20 protein-coding genes are annotated in these 20,398 nt (G+C 70.6%); 11 read left to right on the top strand and 9 right to left on the bottom strand.

Annotated elements, in window-relative coordinates; translation table 11 throughout:
• Nucleotides 1-80 precede the first annotated feature (80 nt).
• Together ACFV7Q_RS32835 and ACFV7Q_RS32840 are read right to left on the bottom strand one after the other, a co-directional pair.
• The gene (locus ACFV7Q_RS32835) at nt 81-188 is read right to left on the bottom strand and encodes a keywimysin-related RiPP (protein ID WP_158688462.1); all 108 of its coding nucleotides are present in this window, start codon (nt 186-188) and stop codon (nt 81-83) included.
• Between the two features lie 334 nt (nt 189-522).
• Entirely contained in the window at nt 523-1,107 is a 585-nt protein-coding gene (locus ACFV7Q_RS32840) for an Imm21 family immunity protein (RefSeq protein WP_385434159.1), read from the bottom strand.
• Between the two features lie 150 nt (nt 1,108-1,257).
• On the opposite strand from ACFV7Q_RS32840, the gene ACFV7Q_RS32845 reads away from it, so the two are divergent.
• The 4 genes from ACFV7Q_RS32845 to ACFV7Q_RS32860 all read left to right on the top strand — a co-directional run bounded on the left by ACFV7Q_RS32845 (nt 1,258) and on the right by ACFV7Q_RS32860 (nt 8,377).
• On the top strand, nt 1,258-1,665 hold the full coding sequence (locus ACFV7Q_RS32845) for a WhiB family transcriptional regulator (RefSeq protein ID WP_385434192.1): 408 nt from the start codon (nt 1,258-1,260) through the stop codon (nt 1,663-1,665).
• Between the two features lie 150 nt (nt 1,666-1,815).
• Nucleotides 1,816-5,283: a LodA/GoxA family CTQ-dependent oxidase gene (locus ACFV7Q_RS32850; protein WP_385434161.1), complete on the top strand. Its 3,468-nt coding sequence runs from the start codon at nt 1,816-1,818 to the stop codon at nt 5,281-5,283.
• A gap of 29 nt (nt 5,284-5,312) precedes the next feature.
• Nucleotides 5,313-6,461: an NAD(P)/FAD-dependent oxidoreductase gene (locus ACFV7Q_RS32855; RefSeq protein ID WP_385434163.1), complete on the top strand. Its 1,149-nt coding sequence runs from the start codon at nt 5,313-5,315 to the stop codon at nt 6,459-6,461.
• A 104-nt stretch (nt 6,462-6,565) separates the two neighbouring features.
• Nucleotides 6,566-8,377 carry a protein kinase gene (locus tag ACFV7Q_RS32860; protein WP_385434165.1) on the top strand — a complete coding sequence of 604 codons (1,812 nt, stop codon included), beginning with the start codon at nt 6,566-6,568 and terminating at the stop codon, nt 8,375-8,377.
• A 202-nt stretch (nt 8,378-8,579) separates the two neighbouring features.
• Here ACFV7Q_RS32860 and ACFV7Q_RS32865 read toward each other — a convergent pair whose 3' ends face one another.
• Nucleotides 8,580-8,933, bottom strand: coding sequence for a hypothetical protein (locus tag ACFV7Q_RS32865; RefSeq protein WP_385434167.1), 354 nt, complete (start codon nt 8,931-8,933; stop codon nt 8,580-8,582).
• Between the two features lie 19 nt (nt 8,934-8,952).
• Between ACFV7Q_RS32865 and ACFV7Q_RS32870 the strand changes: the two genes are divergently transcribed.
• The gene (locus ACFV7Q_RS32870; protein WP_385434170.1) at nt 8,953-9,498 is read left to right on the top strand and encodes a HEAT repeat domain-containing protein; all 546 of its coding nucleotides are present in this window, start codon (nt 8,953-8,955) and stop codon (nt 9,496-9,498) included.
• Nucleotides 9,499-9,661: 163 nt separating this feature from the next.
• Entirely contained in the window at nt 9,662-10,000 is a 339-nt protein-coding gene (locus ACFV7Q_RS32875; protein WP_385434172.1) for a hypothetical protein, read from the top strand.
• Between the two features lie 218 nt (nt 10,001-10,218).
• On the opposite strand, the gene ACFV7Q_RS32880 is transcribed toward ACFV7Q_RS32875, so the two are convergent.
• Together ACFV7Q_RS32880 and ACFV7Q_RS32885 are read right to left on the bottom strand one after the other, a co-directional pair.
• Nucleotides 10,219-10,830: a helix-turn-helix domain-containing protein gene (locus tag ACFV7Q_RS32880; RefSeq protein ID WP_385434174.1), complete on the bottom strand. Its 612-nt coding sequence runs from the start codon at nt 10,828-10,830 to the stop codon at nt 10,219-10,221.
• 49 nt (nt 10,831-10,879) lie between these two features.
• On the bottom strand, nt 10,880-11,278 hold the full coding sequence (locus tag ACFV7Q_RS32885; RefSeq protein ID WP_202198637.1) for a VOC family protein: 399 nt from the start codon (nt 11,276-11,278) through the stop codon (nt 10,880-10,882).
• A 93-nt stretch (nt 11,279-11,371) separates the two neighbouring features.
• Between ACFV7Q_RS32885 and ACFV7Q_RS32890 the strand changes: the two genes are divergently transcribed.
• From ACFV7Q_RS32890 to ACFV7Q_RS32900, 3 genes are all read left to right on the top strand, one after another.
• Nucleotides 11,372-12,382, top strand: a complete 1,011-nt coding sequence (locus ACFV7Q_RS32890; RefSeq protein WP_385434176.1) for a helix-turn-helix transcriptional regulator — start codon at nt 11,372-11,374, stop codon at nt 12,380-12,382.
• Between the two features lie 194 nt (nt 12,383-12,576).
• Complete coding sequence (locus ACFV7Q_RS32895; protein ID WP_385434178.1) at nt 12,577-13,047, top strand: hypothetical protein; 471 nt, start codon at nt 12,577-12,579, stop codon at nt 13,045-13,047.
• A gap of 182 nt (nt 13,048-13,229) precedes the next feature.
• Entirely contained in the window at nt 13,230-13,844 is a 615-nt protein-coding gene (locus ACFV7Q_RS32900; protein ID WP_385434194.1) for a hypothetical protein, read from the top strand.
• Between the two features lie 122 nt (nt 13,845-13,966).
• Here ACFV7Q_RS32900 and ACFV7Q_RS32905 read toward each other — a convergent pair whose 3' ends face one another.
• Both ACFV7Q_RS32905 and ACFV7Q_RS32910 read right to left on the bottom strand, forming a co-directional pair.
• Entirely contained in the window at nt 13,967-14,584 is a 618-nt protein-coding gene (locus ACFV7Q_RS32905) for an NAD(P)H-dependent oxidoreductase (RefSeq protein WP_385434180.1), read from the bottom strand.
• A 35-nt stretch (nt 14,585-14,619) separates the two neighbouring features.
• Nucleotides 14,620-15,510, bottom strand: a complete 891-nt coding sequence (locus ACFV7Q_RS32910; RefSeq protein WP_385434182.1) for a helix-turn-helix domain-containing protein — start codon at nt 15,508-15,510, stop codon at nt 14,620-14,622.
• Nucleotides 15,511-15,825: 315 nt separating this feature from the next.
• Between ACFV7Q_RS32910 and ACFV7Q_RS32915 the strand changes: the two genes are divergently transcribed.
• On the top strand, nt 15,826-17,700 hold the full coding sequence (locus ACFV7Q_RS32915) for a VWA domain-containing protein (RefSeq protein WP_385434184.1): 1,875 nt from the start codon (nt 15,826-15,828) through the stop codon (nt 17,698-17,700).
• Here ACFV7Q_RS32915 and ACFV7Q_RS32920 read toward each other — a convergent pair.
• On the bottom strand, nt 17,678-17,989 hold the full coding sequence (locus ACFV7Q_RS32920) for a hypothetical protein (RefSeq protein WP_385434186.1): 312 nt from the start codon (nt 17,987-17,989) through the stop codon (nt 17,678-17,680). The genes ACFV7Q_RS32915 and ACFV7Q_RS32920 overlap by 23 nt on opposite strands.
• 200 nt (nt 17,990-18,189) lie before the next feature.
• Here ACFV7Q_RS32920 and sigJ point away from each other — a divergent pair, with 200 nt between their 5' ends.
• Nucleotides 18,190-19,125, top strand: coding sequence for an RNA polymerase sigma factor SigJ (gene sigJ / locus ACFV7Q_RS32925; protein WP_385434188.1), 936 nt, complete (start codon nt 18,190-18,192; stop codon nt 19,123-19,125).
• 832 nt (nt 19,126-19,957) lie between these two features.
• Here sigJ and ACFV7Q_RS32930 read toward each other — a convergent pair.
• On the bottom strand, nt 19,958-20,398 hold a 441-nt coding region (locus ACFV7Q_RS32930; RefSeq protein ID WP_385434190.1), incomplete at its 5' end, for a hypothetical protein.

Here is a 20,398-nt window from a genome sequence, read left to right on the forward strand (position 1 = left end):
AAACCCGGTGGCCGGGTGGCGGCGGGGGCCGCCACCCGGTGGCCCGGCCGCGGGTTCAGCGGCGCGGCCGGGCCCTCACATCAGAGGAGCTGCTTGCCGCCGAGGACGTCCTTGGGCCCCGTGTTCTTGATCCCGGTCACCTTGCGGAAGCTGCCGGCCTTGGTGAGGGTGGGGCGCTCATACGTCATGGTCGAACTCCTTTTCGCTTCGATGGTTTACGGCGTGCATGCGCATGCGGCGGTTTCCCGATCCGGAGACCGCTTTTCCGCTCGCTTAAGCTACGCAGCACAAACGGATCATCACAATGGCGTGGCCGATCCGGGCCGTAGTGCGTTCGAGGCGTGCAAGGTGCGACACGCGCCGTCAAGCGAATCTGCAGGCCTCCCTATTCGCTGGAATCCGACCACATGCGCAACACCCGCAACAGCGGGGACGTAAAAGCATACTTTTCGGAAGTGCTGAACGGCTAAGGAAGTGGCCGGCCGTGTTCGCCAGTGCCGCCAGCCGGCAGCCGAGGACCGGCTACTCGCTGGGGGCGGGACGGAATCGCACGAAATCGATCTCGTTCGCATTCGTGGCGAAATCGACCTTCCAGCGTCCGGGACCCAGCTCGATGACTCCTACGCCGCTGTCCGCGTCAATCCGCTCCGGATCGGCGGCCCCGGGATAGGCGGAATCGAACATGTAAAGGCGGCCGTCGGCCAGCGAGATGACATCCACTCCGATGGAGCGCCAGTTACTCTCGGAGATCCTCTTGGGATCGTCTTCGGTTTCGTCGATCGACGAGCGCACGAGGGTCCCGCCCTCGCAGTCCGCTTCGAACCACGTGACCGTTTCGCCGTCAAGGACAAGAGCAGGACGCCCTTGCACATCGACCCATCCGAAGCCGCCGAACGGCGTCGTCTCGGAAACGGGCGGATCGCACGCCCGGTCATAGTCGCACTCCGGCCCGCCCGCAGCGCCCCAGGTCCAGCCCTCGGGAACCTGGACACCCACGGGAGGCAGCGTTCCCCGCCAGTGCTCGGTGGTCTCTGCCGGAACCACGATGATCGGTCCGCCACCCGAAGACGTCCACGGTCGGCCGCATTCATCGATGTTGGAACCCACGAGCACCCCCAGTGTGATCTTCTCATGCCGCACACCTCACACGACATGGACATGGTTTCACGCACGTCCCGAGGGTTGCGCGGGGTGGTCCGCTCGGACGCCACCAGCCCGGTCCGAGGTCCCCCGCCGCCTGCGGTCGGTCGCGGGCGAATGGCGTGCGCGTTGAACGACCGTGCCGCTCGCTGCGTGTATGGGTCGAACGACACGGGCGGGAACAAGAGGAAGGACGGCGCCGGCGTGGGTGACGACGCTCAGACGTGGCATGGACGGGCGGCATGCCGCAATGCAGATCCGGACGACTTGTTCGTCGACGGGGCGGCCCAGAACACCGCGAAAGCCGTGTGCACCGACTGCGCGGTGAGGCTCGAGTGCCTTGCACAAGCCTTGGACAACCGGATCGAGTACGGCGTCTGGGGCGGCATGACCGAGCGGGAGCGGCGAGCTCTCTTGCGACGCCGGCCCATGGTGACGTCTTGGCGGCGCCTTCTGGAGATCGCGCGCACCGAGCACCGGCAGCGTGCTCGGGCGCACCTGAACACGAAGGCTGGGACCGCCTGACCGCCTGACCGCCTGACCGCCTGACGGCCGGTCGAGCACCGGCCGCCGGGTACCCGCACCACGCCCTACAGGTGACGGTCCGTGATCTCGCACCGCCTTTGTCCCATCCTTGCCTTGCGGGCTTCGGAAGCGAAGGCGAGGCGGGTATCTGTGAATCTCGACGACGTGGTCAGCTGTGAGGTCCATCCGGCCATCGGCATTGCTCGCGTGGGCAACAGCCCCACCGAGTTCTTCATCGGCCCCGAGCGGCCGGGAGTCCCGCCCGAGCCCGACGGCGGTTTCAAGGACACCGCCGGGCGGGTGAAGCGGCAGGCGGCCCGATTCCGGGTGTACGGCTACGACAAGGACGGCAACGTCCTGGGTGAGCTGACGTCGGACGACGCCAGGATCTCGTGGACGGTCGAGCTCGCGAACTCCAAGGCCGACTGGTTCAAGTTCCTCGGCCGCTTCCACGGCGCGCCGGAGACCACGCCGGGTGGGACGGCCACCGCAGCAGCGGTGACCGGCGACCGGGACCCGCGCAACCGCCGCAATCAGGGGATCGATGTCAACGACCCCCGGGAACGCGCGCGGCTCGTCATCAAACCGGGCCCCCGGACCGTGACCGGTCCTTCCCAGGACGGAGGAAAGGCCCGGTTCGACACGGGGACCTTCCTCGACAGGCCGGTGCCGCTCGGGGAGCTCCGCACCGACGACAAGGGGCGGCTCCTGGTCCTCGGCGGCTTCGGCCACTCCGGGACGACCGTGACGGAGAATCCGATCACCCACTACGCCAACAACGACGGCTGGTTCGACGACGTGTCGGACGGCCCGGTGGCCGCCACAGTGACACTGCGCGGCGCTGGGGGCGGTGACGGCAGCACGAGCCGAACGGTCGAGGCGCGGTCCGCGTGGGTGGTCGTCGGACCGCCCGATTTCTCCCCCCACACCACGAATCTCGTGACCCTCTACGACGTGATCGCCGAGGCTCAGGGGTACGGGCAGGAGGAGCAGGTCTCGTTCACCCGGCACATCTACCCGATCCTGCAGCGCATCAGCGACTACCGGTGGGTCAACGCCGCCGCGCTGCGGGGCCACGGTGAGGGCGAGGCCGGCCATTTCACCGCCCCGGCGACGCTCGCGCGCCTGGCCTCCAACTCGCCCGACAGCAAGGAGCTGCGCAAGGGTGTCTTCGAGCGCCTGCGCAGCCCGGAGCCGAACGTCGCGGAAGCCACCTCCGTCTACATGCCGCAGCTCGCCGGCGACGACGGGGACCCGGTGGACGGCCGCCCCCGGACGTGGATGACGTTGCTGCCGGGCCAGTACGAGCGGATGCGTCGCTGGGCCGAGGGCGATTTCACCGCCGACTGGACGGGCCGGGCTCCGGAACCCGAGGAGCCGGACCTGGCACGGGAACCACACGCCCTGGTGCAGGCGGCCCTGGAGGCCTGCTCGGGGGGCCCGTTCTATCCCGGCATCGAGGCGACGTACGTCGTCCAGCAGCCGCAGACCTGGTCCGGGCCGTTCAGGGTCCGCGAGGACTTCGCACCGGGCGATCTGACGAAGCACATGGCCCTGCCCTGGCAGGCCGACTTCTACGAGTGCCACACCCACTGGTGGCCCGCCCAGCGGCCCGACGACGTGTACCCCGAATCCCACTTCCTCGCACTGGTCCGCGCTGCTGGTGACCAGAGCGAGGTCAGCGCCGGGCATTTCCCGTTCCGCCAGCCGTGGGCCCGCGGGGTCGGGGAACAGGTGATCTACCAGCCGAAAGTGGAGCGAAAAGCAGACCAAAGCGAAGGCTCGTACCGCAACCGCGTGGCCGAGCGGTGGAAGCTGATCCGCGAGCACGCCGGTGACAACGACATGGTCGAGCAGTGGAGCCGGCTGGGCTTCGTGGTTCCCCGCCGGGCCCCGGACGGCAGCCGTGCCCTGGTCGAGACCGAACGCTCCGCTCACGTCGGGCTCAGTGACCGCGAATGGTTCTACACGCTGCAACATCCGGACCGGTTCCCGGAGCAGGTCAAGGCCGCCCGTGAATACGTCCGGAAGGTCCTCGCCGACGCCGTGGTCACCCAGAACAGCCCCCATGCACCGCAGACGCTGCGGCCCTTCCGCTACACCCGGGAGAACCTGGAGGAGCGGCTCGACCTCATCTACACGCAGCTCGCCCAGGAGGCGGAGGTCTACGACGCCGCCGATCCGCTCAAGGAACGGCTCTTCCGCACCCGCGAGTCGGTCGTCGAACGCGTCCGCCAGATGGCCCCGTTCAACCTGCTCGACGGTGTCTGGCTCCGCAACATCACCCCGGCGAAGCCGATCGACGACGTCCACGCCCTGCTGTTCACCATCTGGAAGGAGGAGGTCGGCGACGGCAACCCGGCGCTGAACCACTCCAGCCTGTACCAGAACCTGCTGGAGCAACTGGGCATCTTCCTGCCGCCGGTGGACTCCCACGCCTTCTCCACCCGGCCCGAGCTCCTCGACTCGGCGTACACCGTCCCCGCGTTCGAACTGGCCATCTCCCTGTACCCCGAAGAGTTCTTCCCCGAGCTCCTCGGCATGACGCTGTACTTGGAGTGGGAGATCCTGGACGTGGTGCCCATGGCCGATCTGCTGGACCACCACCAGATCGACTCGCGCTTCTACCGCATGCACATCGGCATCGACAACGCGGCTCAAGGACACGGCGCGCTCGCGCGCGACGCCGTCATGCTCTACCTCGACCAGATGTACGCCGACGGGGGCGACGACGCGGTCCAGCGCCAGTGGCAGCGCATCTGGAACGGCTACGTGGCGTTCCAGACCACGGGAACCCTGGGCGAGGACCTCGCCTCGACCGTGCTCCAACCGCCCACCGCCGAACAGCGGCTGATCAAGATGATCGAGGACAGGGCGCGCTGGGCCGCGCGCAACCACGACGGGACGATGCTCGGCGACAGCTATCTGAACGACTGGTTCGCCGACCCGCAGGGGCTGCTGCGGACCCTCAGCACTTCCGACTGGGTCACCCCCGGAGACCACAAGCGCAGCAAGCTCTTCGAGCTGTTCAACTGGAACGGCCCCATGTACAAGGTCTTCGACGAGGAGGAGACCGGAGTGTGGCGGGAGTGGATCGACTCGCTCGGCCGACCGCCGTCCCCGCCCCGCACTTTCTCCCCGCTGGAGTCGATGGTCCTCCTCACGGACGCCATGCGTGCCCGACCGGACGGCTTCCTCTCCGAAGCGGGTGCCGTGGTGGGGCCGCAGCCGGGCAACCCGGAGCACGTGGTGGAGCGGCCGGCCGCCTGGTGGTCCCTGCAGCCGACGGAGGCGCTGCTGGCCGCTGTCGCCCATCCCGCCAACCGTGCCCGCAGCGGGTCGGGTGAGGAGTCTGCGGTCCACGCGGGAGGCGGCACCCGGGGCGCCACGGACTTCGTACGCGCGTTCTTCGCGTCGGTCGAAAGGCCCGCCCTCGTGGACGACCTGCCCGTCACCGGCACTCCCCAGGACATCGTCGACGAGTGGGTCGAGGCCGGCTGCCCGCTGCCCGACCAGCAGGTTCCGGTCAGCAGGGTCAGCCTGTCGACGCCCCAGCCGGTGGCCGAAGCCGACAGCCCGCTGCGCATGCGCATCCACGGCATGGGCGGAATCCACTGAGCGGACACGATGCCGGCGCGGACGTCCTCGTGGCCGGTGGCGGGCCGGCAGGGGCGGCCGCCGCCCTCACCCTCGCCCACTCCGGCGCCGAGGTCGTCCTCGTCCACCCGGATGCCCCGCCCGGGTGGCGGGTGGGAGAGAGCCTGGCCCCGTCGGCGCGCCCCCTGCTGGAACGCCTCGGGGTCCTCGACCGGGTCGGCACGGACGGCCACCTGCCGTACTACGGCAACCGTTCCGCCTGGGGCCGAGCCACACTGACCGCATCAGATTTCGTCCGCAGCCCCTACGGCCCGGGCTGGCACCTCGACCGGCGGCGGTTCGACGCCTCGTTGCGCGCGGCGGCCCGGGACGCCGGCGTGCGCCACCGCCCGGGCAGCGTCACCCACCTGACCCGCGCCGGGAACCACTGGCGGGCGACCGTGTCCGGGGCCGAGATCACCGCACCGTACGTCGTCGACGCCACGGGGGCGCGTGCCCGTCTCGCCCGGCGGACCGGCGCACGGCTGGTCCACACCGACCACCTCGTGGCCGTCACCGCCCTCCTGCCGAACACCGGTCAAGGGGGCGGCGGGAGCGCCACGCACGAGAACGCGACCGAGCACACCTCACTCATCGAGTCCACGCCCTTCGGCTGGTGGTACACCGCGCCCCTGCCCTCGGGACAGCTCGTCGTCATGGCGGTCACCGACGCCGACCTCGTCCGGGAGGCGGGACTGCGGACACCGGACGGATGGTGGGCCGCACTCGGCCGCAGCCGGCACATCGGCGCCCGGCTGCCCGCGCGGACGCGGCCGCCGGAACGACTCGCCGTGCTCCGTGCGGGCACGTCCCGTACGCTGCCTGCCGCCGGCCCCGGATGGGTGGCGGTGGGCGATGCGGCCACCGCCACCGACCCAGTCGCCGCCCGCGGCATCACCTCCGCGCTCTCGACCGGCATGGCCGCCGCCGACGCGCTCACCGCGAACGCCCGCGGCGACGACGAAGCGATCCGCCGCTACGCCGGTCAGGTCACCGAGGTCCACACCGAGTTCCTGCACGCCCGCGCAGCCTGCTACCGGACCGAACGCCGATGGGACACGCCGTTCTGGCTCCGTCGCCGCCGGCCCCCCTCGGGCCCGGACGAGCCGCATCGACGCGGAACCGCTCCAGGTCCACGGCCGGCCGCGGACGGCGGTTGAGCGCCCGCGGTCCCGCCCGTCCCGGCGCCCGCCAGGACCCAAGTACCCTGTGCCGGACTGCACTTGTACGAGCACCGAGCAGCTGGCATCGCGGGGGAGCACGCATGTGGGGACGGGGCACGGTCCTCGGGGACCGGTACACGCTGACCGAGCGGATCGGCGGCGGGGGAATGGGCGAGGTGTGGCGCGCCGACGACGGGGTGCTCAGGCGGCAGGTCGCGGTGAAGGTCCTGCTGCCCGCACTGCTCGACGCCCCCGGCTTCGCCGCCCGGTTCCGGCGCGAGGCCACCGTCCTCGCCTCGCTCAGCCACCCCGGCATCGTCGACGTCCACGACTACGGCGAGAGCCCGCTGCCGTCGGGCGAGCGGGTCGCCTACATCGTCATGGAACTCATCGAGGGCCGGACCCTCGGCGAGGTCCGCGCCCGGTCCGGACCGCTCCCGACCGAGCAGGTGCTCGACATCGCGGCACAGGCCCTGGAGGCCCTGCACGCCGCACATCTGAGCGGAGTGACCCACCGCGACATCAAGCCGTCGAACCTGATGGTGTCCGAGGACGGGCGGGTCACCGTCACCGATTTCGGCATCGCCCGTTCCAGCGCGGCCACCACCAGCATCACCGACTCCCACGCGGTGCTCGGCACCGCCCTGTACATGGCGCCCGAGCAGGCGGAGGGCCACGGCGCCATCGCCGCCTCCGACCTCTACTCCACGGGCGTCGTCTGCTACGAACTGCTCACCGGAGAGCCGCCGTTCACCGGTGACTCGGTGATCGAGATCGCGCTCAAGCACGTCCGGGAGCCCGCGCCCGACCTCCCCGGCGAGTTCCCCGGCCCGGTACGCGCGTTCGTCGCCCGGGCGCTGGCCAAGAAGCCCGAGGAGCGGTACGCCGACGCCTCGGTCATGGCCGCGGCGGCCCGCAGGGCGGCGGCCGGCCGGCCGCTGGGCGAGCTCGACGCGCCGGCGGGCCCGGTCGTCGCCGGACCCGCGCCGGCTCCGGCCGAGCCGGCGGGCGGGCGGAAGTGGTGGCAGCGGCTGCGGGTTCCCACGGGCGTCGTCGTACCGGTCGCCGTGTCGGTGACGGTGACCGTCACGGTGGCGGTCACCGTCCTGCAGGTGGCGCCCTGGGCGCGGGACTCCGAGGCGCGGGGCGCGGGCGCGCAGCCCTCCGCCTCGGTGTCCGCCCAGGGTCCCGGCAGCGCTCTCCCGCCGCCAGGCACCACGGGCCCCGACGGCAACCAGCCCGCTTCGCCCGGTTCCGCCGCCACGCCGCCGGCCCAGGACCCCACCGCCGGGCAGGGCGGCGGCACGGGCACGGCCCCCGGCGGCCCCGGCGGGGGACAGGTGACCGGCCCGACGCAGAACGCCGCCGGCGGTTCGCCGAACGGCGGCGGCAGCCCCTCGGGCGGCACCCCGTCCGGCGGCAGCCCCTCGGGCGGCGGCAGCCCGTCCGGCAGCGGAAGCCCGTCCGGCGGCGCGGGCGGCGGCTCCGGTTCGACCCCGCCCCAGGGTTGCGGAGGAGGCGTCTGGGGTGCCATCACCAACGTCGGCGACGGCCTCAAGGTCGGCCTGGGCTCCTCCAGCCAGGCGTCGGGAACGAAGGTGGTGATGGGCGGCACCACGGCCTTCGGTTGGGTGTACGAGCGGAGCAGCTACGAAAGCTTCCGGGTCTGCTCGCCGAGCGGCGCCCCCCTCGCCCGTGCCCTGACCCACTTCGGCGACACCGTGCGCGTCGAGCTCGGCGGAGCCGGCGGAGGGCTGTGGTGGAACCTGGAGCGGGTCCCGTCCTCGAACGCGTACTACATCAAGGACATCGCCTTCCAGGGCGGCTGCCTGACGGCCAACGGCTCCGGCCAGCAGCTGACGGTCGTCCCCTGCGTTTCCGGTAACAAGGCCCAGCAGTGGCGGATCCCCTGAGAACCCGCCGTGCCCCCGTGTGGCCATGGGGGTCGCTGCAGCCGCTGATCCCGCCGTCCGCCGTCCGCCGAAGGTCCGGCCGCAGGGCGGCGGCGCGCAGGACGCGCCTGATGAGGTGCTGTTCGCCGCCGCCGGTCGTGGGGTCCGTAGGGGCTCCCTGGCGAAGGCGCCGAGCGGCTCTTGGACTGCGCCGAGGTCCGCGCTACAGCGAGTTCAGGTACGAATCGACCGGGCCGTACCGCATGGGAGCGCCACCGTGCGGCGTGGGGGCGACGGGACCGGACCGCAGGTCCGGTTGGACCTCCTGGCGGCCCTTGCGCACCAGCGTGTTGACGAGCACGGGAGTGGAGACCCCGATGTACAGGGCGCCCCAGTACGAGGTGGCGGGCATCAGCAAGGCCAGCACTCCGCCGAGCGCCGCGAAGGCCACCGACACCACCACGTAGAACCAGGACCACGTGAAGCGCGCCGGATCCTCGCGGATTCCGTAGAGCCGGACGATCTCCGGCGCCAGCGCCCCCACGACGCCCAGCGCAAAAACGACTCCGGAATGCACCTCATCGATGCTAGCGGCGATGCTTCGGCCGCAGGTGAGACGCGCGGTAGGAGAGTGCTCACTTCTGCGATCAGGCGGTGCCAGGATTCGCTGCCGCGTAGGACTGGGCGACCTTGACCGCCATAGCCCTGCACACAGCAGCCCATCGCCCGTCAATGTCGGTGAGCATGCCGATCCGCGCGCCGATGCGGCCCTCCTGCCCTACGCCAGCCATCCCGATGCCCGGGTGAGGGGCGCGGTGGCGCGGGGGTTCGGTACGTGGTCCGAGCTGCCTGCATTCTCGGATGTGGTTCGTGAGGCACTCCTGGTGCTGATGACGGACACGGATACGGCGGTACGGCGGGACGCCTGCCTCACGGTCGGCCAGGGCAAGGACCGCGATCCCGTCCTCGCCGAAGCCATGGCCGCTCTGCTGGACGATACGGACCGCCAGGTCCAGGTCGCCGCCGTGCACGGGCTCGCTCTCCACGATGACGCGCGGTGCGTGGAAGCGGCACGCCGTCTCGGCCCGCCGCAACCTGGCTTCCTGACCGAGGAGCACTACCTCGGTACGGAGCGGGCATGAAGCACGGCCGCGGAGCCGTTTCCCGCGGGTGGACCCGTGTGGTCCCCCTCCGGCCATCGGTGCGGTGGGTGAGCTCAGCAGCCCTCCCGGTGCTGCACCGCTGCCCACCCACCCGATGGACGGTAGGCCCGCACCTGTTCCTCCCCTTGATCGTTTACCGGTCATGCCACGTATCAAGAACGTCGCCGCGCTGTTTGCGGCCTGCGTCCTCCCCCTGCTTGCTGCCACGCCGGCCAGTGCCGAAGTACACGGGCAGTGCGGCAAGTACATCTGCGTCATGACGGCGCACCACAACCGGTTCGTCCAGGACATCACCGTCAGGACCAAGGACGGTCTCCCCGGCACGCTCCGCTCCTACTGGGGCGACTTCCACTCCTCGAAGGTCAACGCCGCGAGCCACCGGTGGGAGGTGGGCTACGAGCAGGCGGGTGCGAAACTCGTGTGCGGTGGCCTGGAGCGCGATGGCCGAACGATCGAAGACGGGATCTGCGTCACGATCTGATCCCCACCTCCCTCCGAGCCCTGACCTCCGTACCGCAGACCAACGGAGGTCAGGGCTCTCTACGCCCGGAACCGACAACGGAGCCGGCCGCGCTGAAGGCGCGGAGCTGATTTCCGCCTTGCTCCTCACAGCCGTCGCAGTTGGCTCTTCGGGGGACTGCCGCTGCTCACGGAACCGACGGGGTTCTACACCGGAGCGGGTCGACCCCGGAGGCCGTCTCAGGGCAGACTCGGAACTGCAAGCCGAGTGGGGGAGTCCTGATGGGTGCGCAGCCGATCCAGCGGACTCGGTGCCGACGCCGTGCATCCGTCAGCCGCCGCCGGTCGGGATGCGTCCGAGCTCCTTGATGTCGACGTGGACCAGGTCGCCGACCCTGTCGTGCTCGTAGCGGATGACCTCGCGCAGCTGCTCGCCGGTCGTGGATCCAGGTCCCGGAGCCGGTTGAGTCCTCGCCCCACCAGGAGGCGGTGCACGGTCGCCGGCGCGAGTGTGACGCCGTGCAGTCGCTGTGGGTCGGCGGCGAGCCGGGCTGGTCCGTGCTTGGTCTGCCGCCGCAGCGCCTCCACCAGGTCGGCGATGTCCTCGGGGGTGCGGGCGGGACTGGTGGCGGGACGGGAGGAGTGGTCGAGCAGTCCGTTCTCGCCGTGCGCGCGCCAGCGGGCGTACCACTTCGCCAGGCAGCGGCGGGAGATCCCGGCTTCCGCAGCGACGTGCGCGATCGGACGTCCCGCGTCGCCCCGCAGACACAAGCGCAGACGACCTTCGGGGGTCAGCGGTGCGTTCCGATGTCCCCTGCTGGTGGCGCTCCTGGACCCGGCGGCCGCGTTCACCGGGAGCCCTGGGATCTCAGGGCTCCCGCGTGAGCGGCTGTGCGTGGCGTCAGCGTGCGAACTTTTCGATGGCCGCCGGGGTGACGGGGGTGAAGAAGTTGACGAGGTTGCCGTCCGGGTCGCGGAACAGCAGCGACCGGTTGCCCCAGGGCATCGTGGTGGGCTCGTTGACGAAGTCGGTGACGAAGCCGGTCAGGTTCTGGTGAACGCGGTCCACGTCGTCGACGAGGAACTCGGTGATCACGCTGTGGTTGTCCGCCGGGCGGGCAGAGCCCGGGGCGAACAGCGGGACGGTGCGGGTGCCGGCGATCGCGAGGGTGGCGCCCGCGGTCCGGAGTTCGGCGAAGTCCTCGGTGGCCCACGTCGCCCGCGCCCCCGTGGCTCGCTCGTAGAAGTCGACGAGGCGTGCGACGTCGCTGGTGATGATGCGGATCGAGACGAAGTCCATGGGAATCTCCTTGGCTGTGCTGGACGCGTGCTCGTCGCAGGCTAGGAGGAATAGTGGACAGAATCGGTCCTGTATTCGCGTTAGGCTGCCAACATGCCTCGACCAACCGGCCGCGTGCTGAGACTCCTGGAGCTGCTGCAGTCGGGCGGCACCCGGACGGTGGCCGAACTCGCCGACCGGCTCGGCGTCGAAGGGCGCACCGTGCGCCGGTATGTGGACCAACTGATCGACCTCGACGTGCCCGTGGAATCGGTGCGCGGCCGCTACGGCGGGTACCGGCTGGCTCCCGGCTACCGCCTGCCTCCGCTCATGCTCAGCGACGACGAGGCGCTGGCCGTGCTGCTCGGCCTGGTGGCGGGCCGTCGAGCAGGGTTGACGACGACGGAGCGCACGGCAAGCGAGACGGCGTCGGCGAAGATCCGGCGGGTGCTGCCCAAGCACATCGCCCGTCGGCTCGACACACTCCTGGAAGCTCTTGCCTTCACGGAGCAGCCCGGCGAGTTCGACACCCCGGACGCCGGGGTCCTGCTCACGATCGCCGATGCGGTGCGCCACCACCGACCGGTCTCGATCCGCTACACCGACCGTGACGGACGGCGCAGCGAACGCACGCTGCACGCGTACGGGATCGTCGCCCATGCGGGCCGGTGGTACGTCACGGGCAAGGACGCCCAGATCGGCGAGGACCGAACCTTCCGGCTCGATCGCATCGCAGACGCGCGGACCCTGCCCGGCTCATTCGAAGCGCCAGTGGGTCCCGGTCCGGAACAGCGCGTGTTGTCAGGGTTCGCCACGGCCGAGTACCAGCATGAGGTGACCTTGCGGATCCACGGGACAGTTGAGCAGATCCGCGCCCACCTTCCGGCCAGCGTCGCGAGCCTGGAGGAGCACGAGTCCCCGGCCGGCGAGGACCGCGCTACCGAGCGCTGGCTGCGCGTCGAGCTGCGGGCGGAGCGGCTCGACTGGTTGCCCCCGGTACTCGCCTCACTCGACCGGCCGTTCGTCATCGAGCGCCCCGATGAACTCCGCGACCTCGTCATCGCGCTCGCCGATCGCCTCACGTCCTACGCCGCCGAGCCTGACCGCGAGGAACGAATGTCATGAGATGGCACACCTAGGGCCGAGCCCCGCCCGCCCGCGGAAGCCGTCCCATTCGCACACGACGGTGCGGGGGCCGACTGCCGGGGCCGACGGACACCACCGCGGCGGTCCTCGGCTTCCTGCTGCCCGTCATGGCCACCACCCTGCCCTGGCTCCATCAACCATTGCGACCTTCATCCGGAGAGGACCCAACCCCCATGTCCATGTGGCCTTCGATCGTTGCCGTGATCGGCACCCTGGCCGGCGCCCTGACCGCCGGACTCCTGCAGCACCGCGCCGCCATCACCGCACGCGCTGAGCAGCGCGCCGATACCCACCGCCAGGACCAGCTCGGCGCCGTCACCGAATTCGCGGCCGCCCTGGACGCCCACCGCTCGGCGATGTTCCACCGGGAGCGCTTGGCCTTGATCAGGGCCGGCACCGAGCACCAGCTGGAGGCCCAGACCAAGTCCCACGACACCCGGACGGCGATCACCGTGCCCCACGTCCGCCTCCAGGTTCTGGTCCCCGGGTTGGCGGGTCCCGCCCAGCAGGCCGCGGATGCCACGTACGCCCTGCGCAATGCCACTGACCGCGCCGAGCTGGACGCCCTGCGGCGTGCGGCCAAGGAAGCGTCCATGGCCTTCGTCGCCGCGGCAGCCGCGCTGCTGAACCCCGACCACCGCTGACCGCGGCGAGCGAGGCCATCATGACGCGCATGTCCCCCGGCCCCAGCCGAGGTGCCGGCCGTCCTGGCAGGTCCCGAACGCCCACCACGAGGCCGGAAAGACGTACGACCACCTGGTGGCAGGCTCCGGGAAATGTCAGGCACCGTCTGAGCCGGCGGGTCACACTGGGGGACGTGCTGATCATGGATGCCGTGCTGGAAACCTACGTAGCCGCCGACTTCGCCCTGTGGCCCGTCGCCGACGCGCCCGCAGACCGTCTCCTGGCCCTGTCCGGCCAGCTGTCGCCCCGAGAGGTCGGCACTGCCATGGCGATCCTCACCGACTACGACGAGGGACATGACGACAGCGGGGCCCACGCCGCCGCCCACAGCGCGGAACGGGTTCGCCGATTGCTGACGGTTGAGCGCGTCGTCGCTCCGGGTGGCTTGAGGATCCGGGACACCGCCACCGGAGTCACCGCACCACCCGGTTGCTGCTTCGGCATCGAGAACTGGCGGGACTGGCTCGATCTGATGAACGGCGAAATGCCGTGGCTCGGGCACAGCCCCGCACCACGCGTCGAGCACGTCGGGGAGGGCGTCCGGCTGTGGCCGGACGCGGACCGGCCGGAGGGGCTCCCCATCGACATACCTCGGGCTCAGCTTCCGGCACTGCTGGGGTCCGTTCAGAACGAACTCGCTGGTTTCTTGACTTCCGTCGAACAGTGGGCTGCCCAATACGTTCCGGCCCTCGCCCCGGCCGTGGTCGCGAAGCTGGACGAGGACCTGGTCATCACGGCTCCGCTGTCAGAGTGCTAAGGCTGGGGCGGGCGCTCGTCCCCGCGCTGACGCCCGTCGTTCGCCCCACGAGCCTCGAAGTGCGTACGCGTGCAGCTGCACAGCCCCGTACGTGAGGACGTCCACGGAGCCCGGCTGCCGTTTCAGGTCAAGAGTGCGGCTGCCTGCTGGCGTGCCTGGGCCAGCCAGGCCACGCGTTCCTCCTCGGCCGAGTCGGTGACGGTTCGGAAGACGACCCGGCGCACATCGGAAACTCCCACGTACGGCAGGACACATGCCGCCCAGATCCTCTCCAGGGGGTCGCCGAACTCGCTCTCTTCCCGGTCGGCGGGCGTGTCGGAAGTGTTCAGCACGAGAGCCCTGCCCGCCTTCAGGAGCCCAGCCGGTTCGCCCTCCGCGGTACCCAGCTTGTAGGCGACGCCGGGCGCAAGTACGCGCTGCACCCAGCCCGTGAGGACAGCGGGCGGCATGCCCCACCAGTTCGGGTGGACGAACACCATGGCATCGAGTGAGGCCACCTCTCTCCGGTGCAGAGCCACCTGCGCGTCGTCGGCGCGTGCCGCTGCCTCGACCGTTCCCGTCTCCTCGGCGGAGAGCAACGGTGTGAACCCTTCAGCGCACAGGTCATGCGCCAAAACCGTGGCCCCCCGCCCGCGCAGCTCCTCCACAACGGCGTCGTGAACCGCGTGGTTGAAGCTTCCCGGCCGCGGGTGTGCGAGGTACACCCCAATGCGCATCTTTTCCCCCGTTGACACGGACATCGTCGGGCCATCGCAGTATGAGCCCGTGTACAGCCTCACACACGGCTGATCACTGACGAGGTGCCCCCCGGCACACTGAGGGACGTTCCTTGCTCCACTGGTAGCACTGGAGCGTGGTCTCCGGGTGTGTAGAAGCTGAGGTTGATGCGGGCTCCGGGGGCCGTGACGGGTTCGGCGAGGCAGGTCGTGAGTCGGCCGGGTCCGTGAACGGCGTGGCGGACGGGAAGCTCGGAGCCGTCGAAGTAGGGGATGGGTGCCGCAGCATGTTCGCGGTAGAGCGGTCCGGTCACGGGGTCGTTGAGGACGTCGTACGCGAGGCGACCGAGCGCCAGGTTGTCCGGGCGTAGCTCCACGCTGTGCTTCAGGTGGGGCATCATGGCCGGCACCCAGTGGGTTTCCCAGTGCATCAGGACGTCGGTGCGGGCCTCGGGGTCCAGGAGCATCCAGCGCATGATGTTCGCGGGGGCTTGTCCGCGGGGGAAGAGGAGCCGGAAGTCCTCGTTGTGGACGACGACGTTCCATTCGGCGTCGTTGACGTACGCCAACGCACCGTGGATGTGGTTGGTGACCCGCTGCCACGCTCCGGCTATGGACGTCCCCGAGTCGCCGTGCAGGGCATGGGGTGGGCTCTCCCTGCGGGTGATCAGCCACAGGAACGCCCACTCCTGCTCGTTCAGCTGCAGCGTCCGCGCGACTGCGGTGAGGAGATCAGCACCGGGGCTGGCGAGCTGACCGTTCTCGAACCGGTTGTACGTGCCCGGGGTGCGCGTGAGCAGCACGTCCATCTGCTCCTGGCTCAGACCGGCAGCCCGCCGACCGGGACCGGGCCCCCGCTTGGGAAACCCCATTTCCACGGGGTCGATCGCGGCTCGGCGCGCCCGAAGGATCTCCTTGAGGCGGCCCCGGTCACTGGCCGACAGGTTCATCCGGCACCTTCCACTCGGGCTGAGCCCGGCAGCAGCCGGGTTTTTCGGCCCAATTATCTGCACTCACAGACCCTGGAAAAGATGATCACACGGCGGAATACTCACCTCCGGAGCCACCCCACCCACGCCGTGGGGCGCATTGCCCAGCACAGCGGTTCGGACCGCCTGGAGCCCGCAGGACCCGCAGGTCCGGCCGGCATGACGTCCGCTCCGCTGGTGCCCGGTCCCGGGAACACGTCCCACCGCCACCGAGCGCCCGTTCCCCGACCGACACGTGCCAAGGGCCGACAGACGAACCTCCTGGAGATCACCTTCATGTATCCGAGACCACGCCGACGACGCGTGCTGCTCGCCGCCGTTCCCGTGCTGATGCTCGGCGGGCTCCTGTCGCCGGCGGCGACCGCGAGCGCCTCCCCCGCAGCACCCGGGGCTCCGGAGCCTGCCCGGATCGACCTGGTTCTCGACCTGTCCGGGTCGATGAACGAGAACGACGCCGGCGGCCAGACCCGCCTGGCCGCCGCCAAGCAGGCGGTCACCCGGATCATCGAGACCGCCCCCGAACAGGCCCCGCTGGGACTGCGCGTCTACGGCGCCACGTATCCCGGACAGGACAAGACCCAAGGCTGCGCCGACACGCAGCAGGTCCTGCCGGTCACTCGGATGGACCGGGCGGCGCGTGCCGACGCCAAGAAGCGGGTCGCGGACTTCAAGGCGGTCGGGTTCACACCGATCGGCGTCTCCCTCCGCGAAGCCGCCAAGGACCTCGGCCCGACCGGCAAGCGCCGCATCGTCCTGGTCTCGGACGGTGACGACACCTGTGCACCGCCGCCTCCGTGCGAGGTGGCCCGAGAGCTCAAGGCGCAGGGCATCGACCTCGCCGTGGACGTGATCGGGTTCCGTACGCCCTCCTCGGCACGTGCGCAGCTGAAGTGCATCGCCGACGTGACCGGCGGATCATACGCGGACGCCGACGACGCCGACTCGCTGACCGACAATCTGGGCACCCTCTTCCGCAAGGCGTGGCGGATCTACCAGGCCACCGGAAAGCCGGTCGAGGGCTCCCTCAACGGCTGCCAGGACGCTCCGCTGGTCGCGCCGGGCCAGTACCTGGACGAGTTCACCGGGGGGCGCGACCTCTACTACAAGGTCAAGAAGCGGCCGGACCAGCGGCTCCAGGTGAGCGCCACCGCCGTCGCCGAAGAGGGGTACGGGCGCGGCTCCATCATCGCCGTCTCCGCCGGCCCTCCTGGCAACGGCAAACCCCGCGGCTGGCTCCGTGAGTTCGCGCAGTCGATGGGATGGGCGAACGTCGTCTCCACCGGAGGCCGCAGCAAGCCCGGAGCGGGCAACGAGGCGGCCGCGCCGGACGACACCGGCTGCATCGTGGTCGAGAACCAGGTGACCCGGTCCGGCGACAAGCCGATGCCCGTCGAGCTTCTCGTCGGCATCGCCGACGGGACGACCCGGGGGGCCGGCGCGCGGACTCCGGAGCCCCGCACCGGGGCCGCCGCCGAGGGCGGCTTCTCCTTCAACAGCGCCACCCCGATCGGACCGGGCACCCACCGGCAGTCCATCGCCGTCGGTGAGGCACCCTTCTGGCGGGTGGAGCTGAAGGCGGGCCAGAAGTTGACGGTCAAGGCCGGTGTCGACATCCCGACCGACTTCCCCAACTCCGCCACCAGCGGTTTGGGCGTCACCGTCTACAACGCCCAGCGTCAGTCGACACCGTGCAACGAGGACCACCGCGCGACCGAGCTCTTCGCGGGCAGGACGGGGCACTTCGAGCGGGTCTGCGGGCCTTGGGAGATCACCGAGCAGGGCGACGCCAAGACCCCCGATTCCAAGGGATACGACGTGCCCGGCACGTACTACATCCAGGCGCAGGTCGCCGAGCCGGACAACAAGGCGAAGGGCATCGTCCTACCCGTTTCACTGACCGTGGACGTCTCCGGCACACCGCGCTCCGGCAACGGCCCGGTGTTCTTCTTCGGTGACGACGCCGCCCTGGGTCCCTCGACGTCCGGTGCGAACGGGAACGGCGAACAGGGCGGGACCAGCGGCACGACGGCTGCCGCCGAGGACGACGACTCACCCGTGGGCAAGCTCGCGCTGCTGGCCGGTGTCGGCGCCGGGGTCCTCCTGCTCGGGGGCATCACCTTCTACGCCCTCAGGCGCCGCCGCGCAGCCTGACACCGGCGCTCGGACAGGTGAAAACGACCGAGCGCGGCAGCGCTCCGGTCCACGTCCGGCTCGCCCGTGCGGGCCGGGGGAGCGACGCGACGTGGAGAGTCATGGTTCGGCGCCATTGCCCAAGGCGGTCGAAGCAGCGTTCCACGACGTTGGGGCGCAGCAGGGCCGGGACCGCCGCCTCGTGGACCTGGAGCTCGAAGGCGGGAGGGCGGCCGCCGCGGCCGCCCTCCCGGGCCCGGGTCAGGCGGCTCGCCAGGAGCGCCCGGATCTCGGACTCGTGGGTGGTCATCGCGCACTCCTTCGGTACGGCGTGTCTGATGGGGGCTGCCTTCCGTGCCGGTGTGCCTCCGTCTGCTCCCCCGTCGCGTTCCGTTGTGGGGTACGACGAGACGGCCGGGCGGAATGTGAGGCGGGGCGCCGATCTCACATTTCGGGGCGCTGTCCCGTCGTACAGGCGAGGAAAGGTCCGATCGAGGGAGCCGCGAGACCATGACGAGCATTTCGACCGCGCCGGAAGACGGCCGGCTGGACCCGATCACGGGCGCGATCACTGGTGAACGGCGCCAGCTGACCAACCTCGCCTACCGGATGCTGGGCTCCCTCGCCGAGGCCGAGGACGTCGTCCAGGAAACGTACGCCCGCTGGTTCGCGATGTCCCGGCAGCAGCAGGAGGCGGTGGCGTCCCCCGGCGGCTGGCTGACCAAGGTCGTCGGCCGCATCTGCCTCGACGTGCTCCGCTCGGCACGGGTCAGGCGGGAGCGTTACGTGGGGGAATGGGTCCCCGAGCCGCTCCCCGCGCGCACCGAGTGGCCCGCCGGCGCGACGGACGGCAGCACGGCCGATCCGGCCGACCGCATCGTGCTCGACGAGTCGGTGAGCATGGCCTTCCTCGTCGTGCTCGAATCGATGACCCCGGCCGAACGCGTGGCGTTCGTCCTCCACGACGTCTTCCGCTACCCCTTCTCCGAAGTGGCCGACATCGTCGGCCGCAGCCCGGCGGCCTGCCGCCAGTTGGCGTCCTCGGCCCGCCGCCGCATCGACGCCTCGCGGGCTCCTGTGTCGCCGACGGCCCAGCGCGCCCGCGTGGTCAGGGAATTCAAGCAGGCGTGGGAGGCCAAGGACATCAACGCCCTCATCGGCCTTCTCGACTCCGACGCCACTGCCGTCGGGGACGGCGGCGGACGCGTCACGGCCGCACTCCACCCGATCGAGGGCGCCGAGCGCATCGCCCACTTCTTCGCCGGCCGCACCCGCCCGGGCCGGCTGACGCTCATGGAGTGCACGGTCAACGGCCAGGCCGGTCTGGCGGCCCACCTGGACGGGGTCGTCGTGTCGGTGTACGCGTTCGACATCGCGGACGGCCGGATCCGACGGATCTGGGCCGTGCTCAACCCCGAGAAGCTCCGGCCGTGGAAAACGGGCTGACGTCCGCCCACTCGCCACCGGGCCGGTTCTCGGGGTCCCGGCGTCTCGGCCGGCAGCCACAGGCTAGAGCGCATCGGGATGTGGTTTCCGCGTAGAGCGTTCGTACTTCGGCACGGCGTATCGCTGCCGCACCATGCCCGTTCTTTGGCCATGTACGAACCCGTCGCGGACCGGGTCCGCCGGTTCGCCGACCGGATCAGCCGCGCCGACCTGTGGCGATCGCGGAACGCATCTGATTCGTTACGGCGACGGAGGCGAGCGGCACTCCACCCCCGGGATGTCGCCGAATCGACTCGGACGACGCACCGTGCCCCCCCTTGGGGGCCAGGGGCCGGGCAGGGTTTGGTCGGTCACGGCGATGGCACCGCAGTGGTCGCATCCCCGGGGCTGGTGAGCTTCGCAGGCAGGCGGTGGGCTCGAACCACCTCAGGATGCGGCTCGCTCGCCACCCGGGGCCGCGAGGACGTCGCCGATCGCCCGCGCCAGCGGCAGGCCGCGGGGGGTGCCGGCCGCACGGGTCTCGATCGACCTGGCCCGCTGTGCCGCCGTGGCCAACCGGCTCCGGCACGTTCCCCCGCTGAAAGGAGGAGGGGAGCGATTGCCAGGCCATGTCGGGGGCGGGCGGCAATGATCGGCACGGGTTGCCGGCAACCGGTCGCACCGGACGGGACGGTGGGCAGCCAGACGCGTACGAGAGGCTCCGCGAGGCCACCACGAGGGGATTCTTGGCCCGAGCCCTGCCCCCGTTTACCAATATCGGTTTCTGGTGTCAAGTCCCGAACTCATGTGACATGACCCCCCTCCTCCCATCGGGTTTATTTGAAGCAGGTCCTCACCGGGAAACACCGGAGGAAAAACGAGGCCGACGGATTACCGCAACTGCTGGCGGAGTGGTTTTCAGTAACCCCCGCGACCCGAATGGAGAAACACCAATGATGAAGATTTCCCGCAAGATCATGCTGGCCGCCGCCTCTGCTGCCCTGGCTGGAGGAGGAATCGCGCTGCCGGCCACGGCGACGGCCGCCCCGGCCCCCCAGATGACGGTCACAGCGGACACCCCGAACACGCCCAATACCCCGAACACGCCGAACACCCCGGGCGGCGGCGCTAATACCCCGAACACGCCGAACACGCCTAACACCCCGAACACCCCGGGCGGTGGCGGGAACACCCCGAACACGCCGAACACGCCGAACACGCCTAACACCCCGAACACCCCGGGCGGTGGCGGGAACACCCCGAACACCCCGAACACGCCGAACACGCCTAACAC

The sequence above is a fragment of the Streptomyces sp. NPDC059851 genome, assembly GCF_042732005.1.
Lineage (GTDB): Bacteria > Actinomycetota > Actinomycetes > Streptomycetales > Streptomycetaceae > Streptomyces.